The sequence below is a fragment of the Streptomyces sp. NPDC048484 genome (genome assembly GCF_040651415.1).
GTDB lineage: Bacteria > Actinomycetota > Actinomycetes > Streptomycetales > Streptomycetaceae > Streptomyces.
In genome coordinates this window covers 14,528-30,290 of record NZ_JBEZJY010000076.1, presented here as the reverse complement: position 1 = coordinate 30,290, position 15,763 = coordinate 14,528, and the positions used below count along the sequence as shown (strand labels likewise).

The following is a 15,763-nucleotide window of genomic DNA, read 5'->3' as shown; positions in this document are numbered from 1 at the left end:
GACCCGCGAGGGTCCCGCCCGGAGGCGGTGGGGAGCCCGGCAAGGGGCGCGCCGGGCGGTGCGCTACCGCTCCAGACGCCCGTCGTAGCGCCGCGGCAGCCCCAGCGGGTTGCTGTCACGCAACTCCGCCGGCAGCAGCGCCTCCGGCGTGTTCTGGTACGCGACGGGCCGCAGCCACCGCTCGATGGCCGTCCCGCCCACGGACGTGGACGTGGACGTCGTGGCGGGATACGGCCCCCCGTGGTGCTGGGCCGGAGCCACGGCGACCCCCGTCGGCCAGGCGTTCACGAGCACCCGCCCCGCGAGCGGCGTCAGCTCGGCGAGGATCTCCGCGCCGCGTCCCTCGCCCGCGGCCTCCTCCGTGGAGAGGTGGACCGTCGCGGTGAGGTTGCCGGGGAGCCGCGCGAGCACCGCGTTCGCCTCGGTCTCGTCCTCGTAGCGCGCGACCACGGTCACCGGCCCGAAGCACTCCTCGAGGAGCAGGTCGTACTCGCCCTCGGATGCCAGCTTCCGCGCCGCGACCGTCAGGAAACCGGCGCTCACCGTGTGCTCACCGCCCGCTCCCGGCGTCACCGGGGCGTCCACGTCGGGGAGCCCGGCGCGCTCGGCGACGCCCGCGACGAAGTTGTCGCGCATGCGGTGGTCGAGGAGGACGCCCGCGTCGGTGTCGCTCACCGCGTCCGTCAGGGACTTCAGCAGCCGGTCGCCCGCCGCGCCGGCCGGCGCCAGCACCAGGCCCGGCTTCACACAGAACTGGCCGACGCCCAGTGTCATGGAGCCCGCGAGCCCCGTACCGATGGCCTCGCCGCGCTCGGCGGCCGCGGCCTCGGTGATCACGACCGGGTTCAGCGATCCCAGCTCGCCGTGGAACGGGATCGGCGCGGGCCGCGCGGCCGCCGCGTCGAAGAGGGCGCGTCCGCCGCGTACCGAACCGGTGAAACCGGCGGCCGACACCAGCGGGTGCTTGACCAGCGCGACGCCCGCCTCGAAGCCGTGGACCAGGCCGAGGACACCGTCCGGGATGTCGTGCTGGGCGGCGGCCCGGCGCACGACGGAGGCAACCAGCTCGGACAGACCCGGGTGGTCCGGGTGCGACTTGACGACGACCGGGCAGCCCGCGGCGAGCGCGCTGGCGGTGTCGCCGCCGGCCACCGAGAAGGCGAAGGGGAAGTTCGAGGCCGAGTAGACGGCGACGACGCCCAGCGGCACCTTGTAGCGGCGCAGGTCCGGGATCGGCGGCGTCGCGGTGTCGTCGGGGTGGTTGATCACGACGCCGAGGAACTCGCCCTCGTCGACGATGTCCGCGAAGGCCCGCAGCTGGTAGCAGGTGCGGGCGAGTTCTCCCGTGAGCCTGACCGGGCCGAGCGCGGTCTCCGCGTCGGCGGCCTCCACGAGGTGTTCCTTGGCGCCTTCGAGCTGGTCGGCCGCGGTACGCAGGAAGGCCGCGCGGACCGTGCGGTCGGCGAGAGCCCCCCGGGCGGCGCGCGCGGCGCGGACGGCCTCGTCCACCTCCTGGGCTGTGGCTTCCACCGCAACCTGCTCGCGCTGCTTCCCGGTTCGGGGGTCGACACTCCAGACTGGTGCTGCTGCCACCGAGGGTCCCTCCAGATGTAATGCCGCAGTTCATGTGCCACTCACCAGGGGCGTTCGATATGCTGAACGCTGTCTCTGATGGTGAATATGCTGTCGAGACTATTTCCCGGCGAACTAGGGGGTCAAGGCCGATGTCGGCAGGCGAGACGGGCGGCGGAGCGCAGGTCAAGTCCGCGGTGCGGACGGTTGAATTGCTCGAGTACTTCGCCGGGCGCCCCGGCATGCACTCCCTGGCAGACGTGCAGGAGGCCGTCGGGTACCCCAAATCCAGTCTTTACATGCTGCTGCGCACGCTCGTCGAGCTCGGCTGGGTGGAGACCGACGCGACGGGCACGCGGTACGGCATCGGCGTACGGGCGCTGCTCGTCGGTACGTCGTACATCGACGGTGACGAGGTCGTCGCCGCGGCGCGGCCGACGCTCGACCGCCTCTCCGACGACACGACGGAGACGATCCACCTGGCCCGCCTCGACGGCACGAACGTGGTCTACCTCGCGACCCGCCAGTCGCAGCACTACCTGCGCCCCTTCACGCGCGTGGGGCGCAGGCTGCCCGCGCACTCGACGTCGCTCGGCAAGGCACTGCTCGCGACGCACCCGGACGAGCAGGTCCGCAAACTCCTGCCGGAGACGCTCCCCGGGCTGACCGAGCACACGATCACCGACCGGGAGAAGCTCATCGAGGAGCTGCACCAGGTGCGGGAGCAGGGGTTCGCGGTGGACCGCGAGGAGAACACGCTGGGGCTGCGCTGCTTCGGCGTGGCGATCCCCTACCGGACGCCCGCCCGGGACGCGATCAGCTGCTCGGTGCCGGTGGCGAGGCTGACGCCCGCGCACGAGCAGATGGTGAAGGACGCGCTGTTCGACGCGCGGGACCGGCTGACACTCGCGACCCGGAGGCTCTGACATGGACTTCGGCGCCGAGGTCACGCTGCGTGTGGTCCACGACAGCGATCTGCCGGTGTTCTTCCGGCTGATGAACGATCCCGAGTCCGCGCGGATGGCCGCCTTCACGGCGAAGGACCCGACCGACCGGGACGCCTTCGACGCCCACTGGAAGCGGGTCCGGGCCTCGGACGCCGTGAACCGCACGATCCTTGCCGACGGTGACGTCGTCGGGAGCGCGGCGGTGTACGGGGCGCCGGGCGAGCGCGAGGTCACCTACTGGATCGACCGTGCCTACTGGGGGCGGGGTATCGCCACGGCGGCTCTGCGGGCGCTGCTCGTCGCCGTTCCCGAACGCCCGTTGTACGCGCGGGCGGCGGCGGACAACGTCGCGTCACGACGGGTCCTGGAGAAGTGCGGATTTCACGTCACCGCTCACGCTCGCGGTTTCGCGAATGCGCGCGGGACGGAGATCGACGAGATCGTTCTGTCGCTGCGGAGCTGAGCCCGCCTCCCCCGTGCGGCGGAGACGGGTCTGCGAACGGCGCCACGAACGGGACCATGAACAGCGCATGAGAAAAACGGGGTGAAGGGAACGTCAGCCGCATCCCGCTCGTCTTTCAGAGCGGGATGAACAAAACGATCAGGCGCGCCTCCGTCTTCACTCTGCTGCTCGTGTTCGCTCTGCTGGTCAGAGCGACCTGGGTGCAGTTCTACGACGGCCAGGCGCTCGCAGAGAGCAAGGACAACCGGCGGAACGCGATCGAGCAGTACGCATACCCGCTCGGGAACATCATCGTGGGTGGCGACGCCGTCACCGGTTCCGCGAAGACGACGGGCGACGACCTCAAGTACAAGCGTACGTACCCCGACGGCAGCCTCTACACGGCCGTCACCGGGTTCAGCTCGCAGGTGTTCGGGGCCACGCAGCTGGAGGGCATCTACCAACAGCTGCTGGACGGCACGGACAACCGGCTGAAGGACCCGCTCGACACGGTCACCGGCAAGCGTTCCGACCCCGGCGATGTGATCACCACCATCGACCCGGCCGTGCAGAAGGCGGCCTACAAGGCGCTCGGTGACAAAAAGGGCGCAGCCGTGGCGATCGACCCGAAGACCGGCAGGCTCCTCGGCGTCGCGTCCACCCCGTCGTACGACCCCTCGGTGATCAGCACGGGCGACTCCGACGCCTGGACCAGGCTGGCCAAGGACCCCGAGAAGCCGATGACGAACCGGGCGCTGCGCCAGCCGCTGCCGCCGGGCTCGACGTTCAAGCTGGTCGTCGCGGCCGCCGCGCTGGAGGACGGTCTGTACTCCTCGGTGGACGACAAAACGGACAGCGAGAACCCGTACACGCTGCCGGGTACGACCCAGGTCCTGGCGAACGAGAACAAGTCGGCGCCGTGCGAGAACGCGTCGATCCGCGTCGCGCTCCAGTACTCGTGCAACAACGTCTTCGCGAAGATGGCCGTCGATCTGGGCCAGGACAAGCTGAAGGCGATGGCCGAGAAGTTCGGCTTCAACGACACGTCGCAGGACGTGCCCGTACGGGCGTACACCAGCGTGTATCCGTCGGACATGGAGAAGTCGTCCACGGCGCTGACGGGTATCGGGCAGTTCGACGTGACCGCGACGCCGTTGCAGATGGCCATGGTGTCGGCGGCCATCGCCAACGACGGGAAGCTGGTGTCGCCGCACATGGTGTCGCAGATCAGCGACGCGGACGGCAATGTGCTGGAGAACTACGACGACGACACGGAGAGCAAGGAGATCGTCAGCTCGTCCACGGCCGAGCAGCTCCAGTCGGCGATGCAGACGGTCGTGGAAGACGGTACGGGGACGAACGCCCAGATCTCCGGGGCGACCGTGGGTGGCAAGACCGGAACGGCTCAGCACGGGGAGAACAACAGCAAGACGCCGTACGCCTGGTTCACGTCCTATGCGAAGTCCGACTCCTCGGACAAGGAGGTCGCTGTCGCTGTGCTGGTCGAGCAGTCGAACGCGGCGCGGTCGGAGGTCAGCGGGAACGGGCTGGCCGCGCCGGTCGCCGAGGCGATGATGCGGGCGGCGCTCGGCTGAGGACCGGCGGTTGCGGGCGGTTGGCCGGCGGTCGGGTGCCGACCGGTGGGGGCTGATCGCGCAGTTCCCCGCGCCCCTTCAGGGCGCGGGCGAACAACCACGCCGGGAGGGCTACTTCACGCCCAGGATCTGTTCGATCGGATCGATCGCGAAGTAGACCAGGAACAGCACCGCCGTTCCCCACAGCAGCCAGTGCACCTCCTTCGTCTTCCCCAGCACCGTCTTGATGACGACGTAGGCCACGAATCCCGCACCGATGCCGTTGGTGATCGAGTAGGTGAACGGCATCACCGCGATCGTCAGGAACGCGGGGATGGCGATCTCGTACCGGTCCCAGTCGATGTGCTTGACCTGGGTCATCATCAGGAACCCGACCGCGACGAGGGCCGGGGCCGCCGCCTGCATCGGGACGATGGTCAGCAGCGGGGTCAGGAAGAGCGCGAAGGCGAACAGCCCGCCCGTGACCAGGTTCGCGAAGCCCGTACGGGCGCCCTCGCCGACGCCGGCCGCCGACTCGATGTACGAGGTGGCCGAGGAGGCGGACGAGGCGCCGCCCGCGACCGCCGCGGCGCCGTCGATGAGCAGGATGCGGCCCAGGCCCGGCACCTTGCCCTCCTCGTCCAGCAGTCCGGCCTCGGCGCTGATGCCGACGACGGTGCCCATGGTGTCGAAGAAGTCCGACAGGATCAGCGTGAACACCAGCAGCACGACGGTGATCACACTGACCTCGCCGAACGCACCGAACAGGCTGAAGTCCCCGAGCAGTCCGAAGTCGGGCGAGGCCACCACGTCGTCGGGCACCTGGGGCGTGGTCAGGCCCCAGCTCTTGACGTCCGCGATCTCGTTGATGACGACCGCGACGGCCGTCATGGTCACGATGCTGATCAGGATCGCGCCCCTGACCTTGCGGGCGAGGAGCCCGATGGTCAGCAGCACGCCGAGGCAGAAGACCAGGATCGGCCAGCCGGCCAGCGTGCCCGTACCGCCGAGCTGCACGGGCACGGTGGTGTTGGCGGCGTCCGGTATACGGCTGACGAATCCGGCGTCGACGAAGCCGATGAACGCGATGAACAGCCCGATGCCGACGCTGATCGCCTGCTTGAGCGGCTGCGGGATCGCGTGCATGACGGCCTCGCGCAGTCCCGTCACCACCAGGACGCAGATCAGCAGTCCTTCGAGGACGATGAGGCCCATCGCGTCGTCCCAGCTCATCAGCGGGGCGATCTGGAAGGCGACGACGGCGTTGAGACCGAGACCGGCGGCCAGCGCGAGCGGCAGGTTGCCTCCGACCCCCATGACGATCGTCATCACCGCGGCCACCAGGGCGGTGGCGGTGACCAGCTGCACACTGTCGAGCTGCCGGCCGAACTTGTCCTCGGCGCTGCTGAGGATGATGGGATTCAGGACGAGGATGTAGGCCATCGTGAAGAACGTGGCGAAGCCGCCTCGTACTTCCCGGCCGAAGGTGGACCCCCGGGCGGAGATCTTGAAGAACCGGTCGACGCCGTTCACCGGGGGTGGTCCGGCGCCGGGCCGGTCTTCGACCTTCTTCGTTTCGGACATGGTGGATGCTCCTCGTTGCCTGTGCGTCAGGTGCGCCGGGTGTGCGGATGGTGGCTGGATTGTTCCCTCGTTGAACCTGTTTCAGGTTTTCATCGTGTTACGGATATGCAGGAACCCGACAGGGAGAGGTCGCCCGTGGGCACTGTCGTCGACGACGCCGCCTCTGTGGAGTTCCATGATTTCTTCGAGCGCCACTACGCCGAACTGGCGCGCCTGGCCCACCTGTTGACGGGCGAGTCGGACGCGGCCGACGATCTCGCGGCGGACGCCCTGCTCGCGCTGTGGCACCGCTGGGACCGGGTACGCGCGGCCGACCACCCGGTGGCGTACGCCCGCGGTGTGGTCGCCAACATGGCCCGCAGCCGGATTCGCAGCGCGGTGCGCGAACGCCGTCGGATCACGCTGTTCTGGTCGCAGCGCGAGGACAGGACCGAGAACCCCGACGTGCCCGGCATGGTGGATGTCCAGGGAGCCCTGCGCAGACTGCCGTTCCGCAAACGGGCGTGCGTGGTCCTGCGCCATTCCTTCGACCTCTCCGAGAAGGACACCGCGCTCGCCCTCGGGATCTCGGTGGGTACCGTGAAGAGCCAGACCTCGAAGGGGATGGCGGAGCTGCAGCGGCTGCTGGGACCCCAGGAGGCCCCTCGGCGGATGCACGCGGCGGCGCTGCGGGCCGGTGGGGCCGAGGGGAGGGGACGATGAACGACGTGCACGACGAACTGCGCGCCCGGCTGCGGGACTCGGCCGAGGCGCACGAGCCCGACCGCGCGCACATCCTGGCCCGCGTCGAACGCGGCATGGCCGGCGAGGAGAGCGTGACACGTCCCTCCCCGCACCCGTCCCCGCTCGGCTGGTTCCGTGTCGTCGGCGCCACGGCCGCGGTCGCGGGCGTGCTCGCGGTGGGCGGTTACACGGTCGCGTCGGCGGTGAAGGGTTCGGAGGCGAACGACCAGACGGTGGCGGTCACGCCCAGTCCGGACCCCTCGCCGCGGGAGGAGGCGTCGAGCCGCGCCCCGCTCCCGCCGGAGCCGACCAGGTCGTCGGCTCCCCCGGACCGTCCGAGCCCTCCGGCCTCCCCCACGGCCAGGCCCGAGAGCTCCGCCCCCGCCGAGCCGCCCGCGGGCGGCAGGGCCGAAGACGGCCCGTTGTGGTCGGACGGTTCGGTCGACCCGCACAGCAACGACTTCTGGGCGCAGAGCGATGTGACCGTGAAGACGAGCCGGCAACTCACCGCGCTGTCCGTCGTGTTGCGGGTCAGGCAGACCGGCGGGGTCACCTCGGCGGGTGCCTGGCGCTCCGCGCCGGAGGACGACTTCACGGTGACCGTCGCCGAGAAGAACGGCTTCCTCGTCTACACATGGGTGCTCAAACCGGGCCGTACGGTGTGGCCGGGCGAGTGGGTCTTCGCGGGCCAGTACGACCATGACCGCGGCGGCCGCGACGCCGGGGACGACACGTACTCGGCCGGCGCCCGGGCCGGCGGCGAAGAGCTGGACGTGGCGGGCGACTTCTCGCGCACCGAGCCCGCCGACGGTGACAGCGACGGCGACTCGTAGGGCCCGGGGCCGAAAAACTTCCGACGTGCGGCAACCCCCTCCGTCCGGGTGGCGACCAGGAGACGCCACGTCTTCCCCACCGAAGGAACCGGGTCATGACCTCACGCACAGAACCCCGTGCCGTAGAACACCGTGCACGGCACCGTCGCAGGACCGATCGGAAGCGTGCCGTCATCGGGGGCATGTCCGCGCTCGCCCTGACAGGAGCCGCGATCGTCACCAGCACGATGATGTCGACGGCGAGCGCCGCCACCGCCTGGCCGACCGCCAACGGCAGCGAGGCCGTCTCGGCGACGATCCCTGTCTCGGGTACCCGGGACGGGGGCTACAAGCGCTACTACGGCAGCGGCGAGCTGGCCGGGGACGGCCAGGAGGAGGGCCAGGATCCGATCTTCCAGCTCGCCGACGGGGCGACGCTGAAGAACGTCATCATCGGCAAGCCCGGCGCCGACGGTGTCCACTGCCTGGGCAGCTGCACCCTGCAGAACGTCTGGTGGGAGGACGTCGGCGAGGACGCCGCGACCTTCCGGGGCGGCAACTCCGCCGTCTACACCGTGTACGGCGGCGGGGCGAAGAAGGCCGCGGACAAGGTCTTCCAGCACAACGGCGGCGGCAAGCTCGTCGTCTCGAAGTTCGCGGTCCAGGACTTCAAGACCCTGTACCGCTCGTGCGGCAACTGCTCGAAGCAGTACAAGCGCACCTCGATCTTCAACACCATCGAGGTGACCACGCCGGGTTCCCGACTGGTCGGCATCAACACCAACTACGGCGACACCACGGCCCTGCGGAACGTCACGATCATCGGTGACAGCAGCAAGAAGATCGTGCCCTGCCAGAAGTACATCGGCAACAACACCGGCGCCGAACCGACGACGAACGGTTCGGGCCCGGACGGAACCTCCTGCAACTACACGGCATCTGACATCACATATCAGTGACCGGGACCGGGACCGGGACAGTCGCATCGTTCGACTCCACAGATCTGCCGGCCTGAGCCCCCCCTCGGCCAGACAGAAGAACGCCCCTCGCCGGCGACGCCCGACGAGGGGCGGGGCCGGGGCCGCCCGAAACGAATCGAAACTTTCGCTCGCCCCGACCGCGCTTCCACCGATTGACGCACCGTCCGGCACTGGTGACACTCCGAGGGCACCTCACCCCAACAGAATCCACCAGACCCCCACAGGATGTGTCATGCGCCCCCGCACCGCCCGAGCACTCCTGCTTCCGCTCTTCGCCCTCCTCGCGCTTCTCCTGGGCCTGGTCGCCGCCCCGCCGAGCCCGGCGGCCCAGCCCGGAGCCCAGCCCGGAGCCCAGCTCGAAGCCCCGCCCGGAGCACCCCACGTGACCAAGCAGAAGTACGCCGGCTACCTCTTCGCCTACTTCACCGGCGAGGGCACGGCGGACGGCGAACAGATCCGTTACGCCCTCAGTCGCGGCAACGACCCTTTGCACTGGCGGGAGTTGAACGCCGGGAAGCCGGTCCTCACCTCGGATCAGGGCGAGAAGGGTCTGCGCGATCCGTTCGTGATCCGCTCCCCCGAGGGCGACAAGTTCTACATGATCGCGACCGACCTGAGGATGTACCAGAACTCCAGCGGCAGCTGGGACCACGTCCAGCGCCACGGCAGCCAGTCCGTCATGGTCTGGGAATCCACCGACCTGGTCCACTGGACCGACCAGCGCCTGGTGAAGGTCGCCCCCGGCAACGCGGGCAACACCTGGGCGCCGGAGGCCTACTGGGACGACACCCTCGGCGAGTTCGTCGTCTTCTGGGCGTCCAAGCTCTACGCCGACGACGACCCGGACCACACCGGCTCGACGTACAACAAGATGATGTACGCGACCACGAAGGACTTCCGCACCTTCAGCGAGCCGAAGGTCTGGGACGACCCGGGTTACTCGGTCATCGACTCGACGGTGGTGAAGCACAAGGGCACCTACCACCGTTACACCAAGGACGAGCGCGACCCGAGTTCCTCCAGTCCCTGCTCGAAGTTCATCACCGCGGAGAAGTCGACCTCGCTCACGGACACCTCGTACGACTTCGTGTCGGACTGCATCGGCAGCGGCTCGATCGACCGCGGTGAGGGCCCGACGGTCTTCAAGTCCAACACCGAGAACAAGTGGTACCTGTTCATCGACGAGTACGGCGGTCGCGGCTATGTGCCCTTCGAGACGACCGACCTCGACTCGGGCAACTGGACGCTGTCGGAGAACTACCAGCTGCCCGCGAGCCCCCGGCACGGCACGGTCATGCCGGTGACGCAGGCGGAGTACGACCGGCTGCTCGCCGCGTATCCGGCGACCGGCACATCGGTGGTGGACGCGACGGTGAAGGGTCAGAAGGGGTACGCGGTCGTCACCGAGGCCGCCTCGAAGGTCGTACTGCCGATGAAACCGGGCGAGAACCTGTCGAAGCTCGCGCCGAAGCTCTGGCTCGCCGAGGGCGCCAAGGCGCGCCCGGCGTCCGGGACGCGGCGCGACTTCCGCAAGCCGCAGAAGTACAGGGTCACGGCGGCCGACGGGACCGTCCGCACCTGGACCGTCGAGGCGGTGTCCACCCGCAGCCCGGTCCTGCCGGGGCTGTACGCCGATCCCGACATCCAGTACCTGGACGGCCGTTACTGGATCTATCCGACGACGGACGGCTTCCAGGGCTGGAGCGGCACGAAGTTCAAGGCCTTCTCGTCGAAGGACCTGGTCCACTGGAAGGACCACGGCGAGATCCTCGACCTGGGCCCCGACGTGTCCTGGGCGGACAAGAACGCCTGGGCCCCGGCGATCGCCGAGCGCGACGGCAAGTACTACTTCTACTTCTGCGCCGAACAGCAGATCGGCGTGGCGGTGGCCGACTCCCCCGCGGGCCCGTTCAAGGACGCTCTCGGCAAACCCCTGGTGGCGAAGGGCGGTTCACTGCAGGGCCAGATGATCGACCCGTCGGTCTTCACGGACGACGACGGAACGTCGTACCTGTACTGGGGCAACGGCCGCGGTTACGTCGTCCCGCTGAACGACGACATGGTGTCGTTCGACGCGTCGAAGGTGCGGGACATCACCCCGGAGAACTTCCGGGAGGGATCCTTCGTGGTCGAGCGCAAGGGCACGTACTACTTCATGTGGTCCGAGGACGACACCCGCAGCGAGAACTACCAGGTGGCGTACGCGACCGGTCCCTCCCCGCTCGGCCCGTGGACCGAGCGGGGCACGATCCTCTCCAAGCGGCCGGAGTACGGCATCCTCGCCACCGGCCACCACTCCGTGGTCAACACCCCCGGCACGGACGACTGGTACATGGTCTACCACCGGTTCGCGCTGAACGGTCCGGGCAGGCCGGGTGGTGACGGCATGCACCGGGAGACGACCGTCGACCGCATGACGTTCGCGGCCGACGGCACGATCAACCCGGTGGTGCCGACCCTGGAGTCGGTACGGCCGGTGCGGCGGGGCTGACGGAACCGGCGGCCCCGTAGCCTCAGGGCTCAGTCCATCGTCGCGCCGATCGTGGAGCTGCCCGTGGTCAGGAACGTGGTCACGGGCAGCGAGCCGTTCGACTGGCGGGCGTTGTACGTCGTCGCGGCGTCCGTGGAACGGAACGCGGGCGTCGCGATGCCGGAGTCCCAGTTGTTGCCGGCCGAGACGACCGAGCCGCCCTTGCTGACCGACCCCGAGCCGTTGCTCACGGCCAGGTTCTTGCCGAGCCTGGCCGTGCCGGTGGCGAAGTAGTAGCCGTACTTGGCGTTGGCGTAGGCGGTGGTGCGGTTGAGGACGATGGCGCCCTTGTTGCTGTTCTCGGTGAAGCCGCTGCCCGCGTTGTCCCAGGCCGCCGAGTTGTTGATGACGTGGGCGACGACCTCGCCGTCCCCGCCGAGTTTGTAGCCGTTGCCGTCGCCCGCGAACGCCGAGTCGGACCAGCGGTTCTTGCCGTTGCCCATGGCCCAGGTGTGCTCGATGGTGACCGGGGACGAGAACGACCAGAAGTCGAGGCCGTCGTCCGAGTTGTTGTAGAGGCGGGCCCCGGTGACCAGGTTGCCGCTGCCGGAACCGAACTTGATGGCGACGCCATCCGCGTTCTCCCCGTGGGTGGCGGCGTCGTAGTGGCCGTAGGAGTCGATGTTCCGGACGGTGTTGTTGGTGGTGCTGTCGCCGGTGAGCGTGAAACCGGAGTCGCCTCCGTTGATCGTCTTGATGTTCTCCCAGACCGTCGAGGCGCACGACTGGCAGACGACCGCGCTGTCCGGCGAGTTCTGGAAGGTGATGCCGGAGACCGTCCAGTAGTCGGCGGTGAGCTTGAAGATCCAGTCGCCGTCGGGGAGGTTCGAACCGTCGATCTTCACGGTCTCCGAGCCGTAGGGCTGGAGGTATATCCGGCCGGCCGACGTGCCGTTGGCGGTCGACTGGAGGGTGGCCGTCGGGTAGTAGGTGCCGGCGCGCACCTGGATGACCGTGCCGGCGGTGGCGTTCTTGAGGGCGTTGGACAGGTCGGCGGAGTTGCTGACGACCACGGTGGCGGCCTGGGCCTGGGTGGGGACCACGGCGAGTCCGGCACCGAGGGCAAGGACTGCGCCTAAGGAAAGAGCGGTACGACGGGACATGGGTGTGGGGACCTTTCGTCGAATCGTGTGTCGCCTTGTGTGTCGATCGGTGGTGGCAGGGGCGATCGCTCAGAGTCGCTGCTCATACGGCCTCCAGTCACCGAGGTACATCCGGCGGGTGTGCGACTCGGCCTCAGCGCGGGTGAGCTGGGGCCGGTTCGCGGGGACGGTGATCTCGGCGCCCGGCCCGCTGTTGCGGTACTCGGCGAACCGCTGGCTCTGCCACGGGTGGCCCGCCGACATGTTGGCGTACGGCTCCACCGCGTCGATCCCGGCACCGAGGCGGGTCTCGCGCACGGTCAGCATGGGCCGCGCGGTGGTGTCGGAGCTGGGCACCCAGGGCCGGGCCAGCTTGTAGAAGCCGTCCGGGGCCTCGCTCGTGACGCGACCGCCCGTCACCAGGTAGCCGTGCGGATCGGCGACCGCGGTCGAGGGCGCGAACACGAAGCCGTACGGGGCCCCGGTGAGGTCCGTCCGGTGCAGGGTGCGGAAGTGGCAGTGCTCGAACACGGCGGTGGCCCGTCCGAAGACGAAGTCCACGTCCCCTTCGGCATAGCAGTGTGCGAAGTACTGCCGGGCGAAGACGCCGAGCGCCATGGTGTCGGCGTACAGCGTGTCCTGGTGGCCCAGGAACCGGCAGTCGAGGAACGCCGACCTGTCGCCCTGCACCTTGATGGCGACGGCCTGTGTCCCGGTGATCTCGGGATGGTCGGCGCGCAGCCAGTCGTTGGAGAAGGTGATGTCCCGGGCGGTGAACCCGTCGGCCTGCACGGTGGTGGTGGCCGAGCCGGTCGTTCCGTAGGTGCCGCCACCGGGCTTCGGGGTGCCGTTGGCGTTGTCGTACACGATCACGACGTCACGCGCGTCCTCGGAGGCCCCGAGCCAGGTCATCTCCGTACGGTCGGCGCTGACGGCGACCGTCTCGCGGTACGTTCCCGGGGCGATGACCAGCGTGTACCCGCCGTCATCGCCGCCTCCCCCAGCGCTGAACGCCGGAGAGGCACCCCCGGCGGCGGTCACGGCGGCCTGGACCGTGGTGTGGTCGCCGCGACCGCCTGGGTGGACGTACAGGGTCCGCCCGTCGAGCCGGGCGGACGGCGAACCGTACCGCCCGAAGGGGTTCCGCCCGCGCGCCTGGGCGGTGCCGCCTGCCCCGAGCGCGAGCGCGGCCCCGAGGCTCGCGACCACGAAGGACCGTCTGCCTCTGCCCGCCGCTGTCGGCGAGGTCATGGTCAGCAGACCTTTCCGGCGCCGGCGCGGCCGTCGACGATGCCCGGCACGGCACGCGGCGAGTCGACCCTCGTCCGCAGGGTGGGCTTCCATCCGGCGCCCGATCGGAGGGTCTCCGCCGGGATCTCCGCGTTGTGGACGGCGATGAGGTCGGTCCTGCGGCCGTTGACGTAGTTGTTCTCGGCGGTGAGCGGTGCCTCGCTCCACTTCTTCAGGGTCTTGGCGGCGCTGACGCCGGCCGGCAGCGAGAACGCGTTGTCCGAGGCGTACAGCTGGGAGGAGGCGCCGACGCCGAAGGTGTAGCCGTACGACTGCTCCTCGGTCACCACGAAGTGGTTGTTGTACGAGTCGACCTGCCCGAAGCGGACACGCGGCGCGCGCTCGACGGTGCCCTCGAACTTGTTGTGGTGGAGCGTGACCTTGAGCTTGCCGGTGTCGGTCGCTCCGGCGCTGTCGCTGTTGCCGATCAGCATGGTCTTGTCGTGGTTCTCGACCGCGTTCCAGGACACCGTCACGTGGTTGGCGCCGCGGACGACGTCGAGCAGGCCGTCGTGCTGCTGGTAGGTCCGGCCGAAGTACGTCGGCAATGTGCTGTCCGGGTAGCGGCCGTCGGTCAGTGTGTTGTGATCGACCCACACATGGGTGGAGCCGTACACCACGACCGCGTCGTACTCGGAGTTCCAGGCGCCGGTGTCGGTGTCGGTCGGGTCCCACTGCGGGAAGCAGTCCAGCGGGGCCTCGATGGTGAGGTTGCGCAGGATGACGTTGTCGACGCCCTTGATCTGCAGACTGCCGCCTCTGATCCCGGCGCCCTTTCCGACGCCGACGATGGTGGTGTTGGCGGGGACGTTCGCCTTGATGGCCGTGTCCTGGTTGGCGGCGGAGGCGGCACGCAGCCCTTCGGGACTGTCGGCGGGCTCTCCCGACAGGTCCGTGTCCAGGCCCCAGGTCTCGGGCGAGTACTTCTCCAGATAGGCGGCGAAGTCGTACCCCGGGGCTTGGAAGGACGCGCAGCCCTCGGCGACCGGATCGATGACCCCCTTGACCTTGACGATCTTCGGCGCGTCCCCGCCGGCCTTCAACGCCGCCTTGAACTCGGCCCAGGTGGCGACGGTGTGGACCTGCTCGCCGATGGCGGCGGCACCGCCCGTCGTACCGGCCCCCTCGGACCCCCAGCCGTCCCCGACGGCGAGGGTCTCGCGCCCGAGATCCCGGGCTTGGGGCTGGGCTTGGGGTTGGGCTTGGGGCTGGGCTTGGGGTTGGGCGTGGGCGACGGTTCCGGTCGCGGCGAGGACGAGGGCGGTGCACCCGACTACGGATGTCATGACATGGGCATGCCAGATACGAGTACGCATGAATGCGGGGTTCCTTTCGGGTAGACGGATAGACGGACCTTCTGGACGCTCAGGCCTCTGGCCAACTGATCCAGGACTCGGGAATCACCTCACCAAGCCGCCGGACATCCCGAGCCGCCACCACCCGACGGCGCGACAACTCCCCCGCCACCATCCGAGCCACGGCAATGGCCCCCGGCGGATTGAAATGCGTGTTGTCCTGCTCGACGTCGGTCCAGTTGAAGTACTTCTTCGTCTCCTCGACACCCAGCTCCTGCCACAACGCGATCGACAGAGCCTGGATATCGAGCAACGCCACCCCCTCCTCCTCGGCGAGGGCCCGCACGGCCACGGGATAGTCGCCGTGGGTCCCCAGGGCATTCCCGTCGGTGTCGAACTTCCGCCGCTCCACGGACGTGGCCAGCACGGGCCGCGCCCCCCGCGCCCGCGCCCCGTCGACGTACTGACGGAGGTAGTCCTGATACGTCGTCCACGGCTCGGTGTACCGCGTGGGATCGGCGACCTTGGAGTCGTTGTGCCCGAACTGGACGAGAAGAAGATCACCGGGCCGGACAGCAGCGAGGACGACGTCGAGACGCCCTTCGTCGATGAAGCTTTTCGAACTCCGCCCGTTCACCGCGTGATTGGCGACCGCGAGCCGCTCCTGCAGGAAGAACGGAAGCGCCATCCCCCAGCCGGTCTCGGGCGCGGCATCGGCGTACTTCTGGGCAGCGGTGGAATCACCGGCGATGAAGAGCGTGCGCCCACGGGGCCGTTCCTGCCGTTCCTGCCGTTCCTGCGAGGCGGCGACAGCGGGCCCCGTTCCCGCGACGGCGAGGGGAACGGCGGCGAACGCCGCGGTGGTGACCTGTCTACGGGTGAGGGCCACGTCGATATGCCTTTCAGGCGACGATCCGGGTTGGTGCCGACAC

General features: G+C 69.2%; 13 protein-coding genes. 7 read left to right on the top strand and 6 right to left on the bottom strand.

The annotated features are described in order from the left end of the window. Positions 1-63: 63 nt before the first annotated feature. Complete coding sequence (locus AB0D14_RS41880; RefSeq protein WP_362789847.1) at positions 64-1,593, bottom strand: aldehyde dehydrogenase (NADP(+)); 1,530 nt, start codon at positions 1,591-1,593, stop codon at positions 64-66. Positions 1,594-1,724: 131 nt separating this feature from the next. Between AB0D14_RS41880 and AB0D14_RS41875 the strand changes: the two genes are divergently transcribed. From AB0D14_RS41875 to AB0D14_RS41865, 3 genes are all read left to right on the top strand, one after another. Further along, a complete protein-coding gene (locus tag AB0D14_RS41875; RefSeq protein ID WP_362789845.1) occupies positions 1,725-2,498 on the top strand; it encodes an IclR family transcriptional regulator in 774 nt (257 codons plus the stop codon). Position 2,499: 1 nt separating this feature from the next. Further along, entirely contained in the window at positions 2,500-2,982 is a 483-nt protein-coding gene (locus AB0D14_RS41870) for a GNAT family N-acetyltransferase (protein ID WP_362789843.1), read from the top strand. Positions 2,983-3,107: 125 nt separating this feature from the next. Beyond that, entirely contained in the window at positions 3,108-4,556 is a 1,449-nt protein-coding gene (locus AB0D14_RS41865; protein ID WP_362789840.1) for a penicillin-binding transpeptidase domain-containing protein, read from the top strand. Between the two features lie 111 nt (positions 4,557-4,667). Here the strand turns inward: AB0D14_RS41865 and AB0D14_RS41860 are convergent, their stop codons facing one another. Then, entirely contained in the window at positions 4,668-6,119 is a 1,452-nt protein-coding gene (locus tag AB0D14_RS41860; protein ID WP_362789837.1) for an NCS2 family permease, read from the bottom strand. Between the two features lie 135 nt (positions 6,120-6,254). On the opposite strand from AB0D14_RS41860, the gene AB0D14_RS41855 reads away from it, so the two are divergent. The 4 genes from AB0D14_RS41855 (at position 6,255) to AB0D14_RS41840 (ending at position 11,125) form a co-directional block, all read left to right on the top strand. Next, the gene (locus tag AB0D14_RS41855; protein ID WP_362789834.1) at positions 6,255-6,821 is read left to right on the top strand and encodes a SigE family RNA polymerase sigma factor; all 567 of its coding nucleotides are present in this window, start codon (positions 6,255-6,257) and stop codon (positions 6,819-6,821) included. Further along, on the top strand, positions 6,818-7,675 hold the full coding sequence (locus tag AB0D14_RS41850; protein ID WP_362789832.1) for a hypothetical protein: 858 nt from the start codon (positions 6,818-6,820) through the stop codon (positions 7,673-7,675). Before AB0D14_RS41855 ends, AB0D14_RS41850 begins: the two co-directional genes overlap by 4 nt. 95 nt (positions 7,676-7,770) lie before the next feature. Further along, positions 7,771-8,613, top strand: coding sequence for a pectate lyase (locus AB0D14_RS41845; RefSeq protein WP_362789829.1), 843 nt, complete (start codon positions 7,771-7,773; stop codon positions 8,611-8,613). Between the two features lie 253 nt (positions 8,614-8,866). Further along, positions 8,867-11,125 carry a family 43 glycosylhydrolase gene (locus AB0D14_RS41840; protein WP_362789827.1) on the top strand — a complete coding sequence of 753 codons (2,259 nt, stop codon included), beginning with the start codon at positions 8,867-8,869 and terminating at the stop codon, positions 11,123-11,125. Between the two features lie 29 nt (positions 11,126-11,154). On the opposite strand, the gene AB0D14_RS41835 is transcribed toward AB0D14_RS41840, so the two are convergent. The 4 genes from AB0D14_RS41835 to AB0D14_RS41820 all read right to left on the bottom strand — a co-directional run bounded on the left by AB0D14_RS41835 (position 11,155) and on the right by AB0D14_RS41820 (position 15,720). Further along, positions 11,155-12,267, bottom strand: a complete 1,113-nt coding sequence (locus AB0D14_RS41835; RefSeq protein WP_362789824.1) for a right-handed parallel beta-helix repeat-containing protein — start codon at positions 12,265-12,267, stop codon at positions 11,155-11,157. A gap of 69 nt (positions 12,268-12,336) precedes the next feature. Continuing rightward, positions 12,337-13,497 (bottom strand): pectinesterase family protein, encoded by a 1,161-nt coding sequence (locus AB0D14_RS41830; RefSeq protein WP_362789821.1) that lies wholly within the window; start codon positions 13,495-13,497, stop codon positions 12,337-12,339. Between the two features lie 2 nt (positions 13,498-13,499). Then, the gene (locus tag AB0D14_RS41825; protein WP_362789818.1) at positions 13,500-14,852 is read right to left on the bottom strand and encodes a pectate lyase; all 1,353 of its coding nucleotides are present in this window, start codon (positions 14,850-14,852) and stop codon (positions 13,500-13,502) included. Positions 14,853-14,901: 49 nt separating this feature from the next. Further along, a complete protein-coding gene (locus tag AB0D14_RS41820; protein WP_362789815.1) occupies positions 14,902-15,720 on the bottom strand; it encodes a rhamnogalacturonan acetylesterase in 819 nt (272 codons plus the stop codon). Positions 15,721-15,763: the final 43 nt, after the last annotated feature.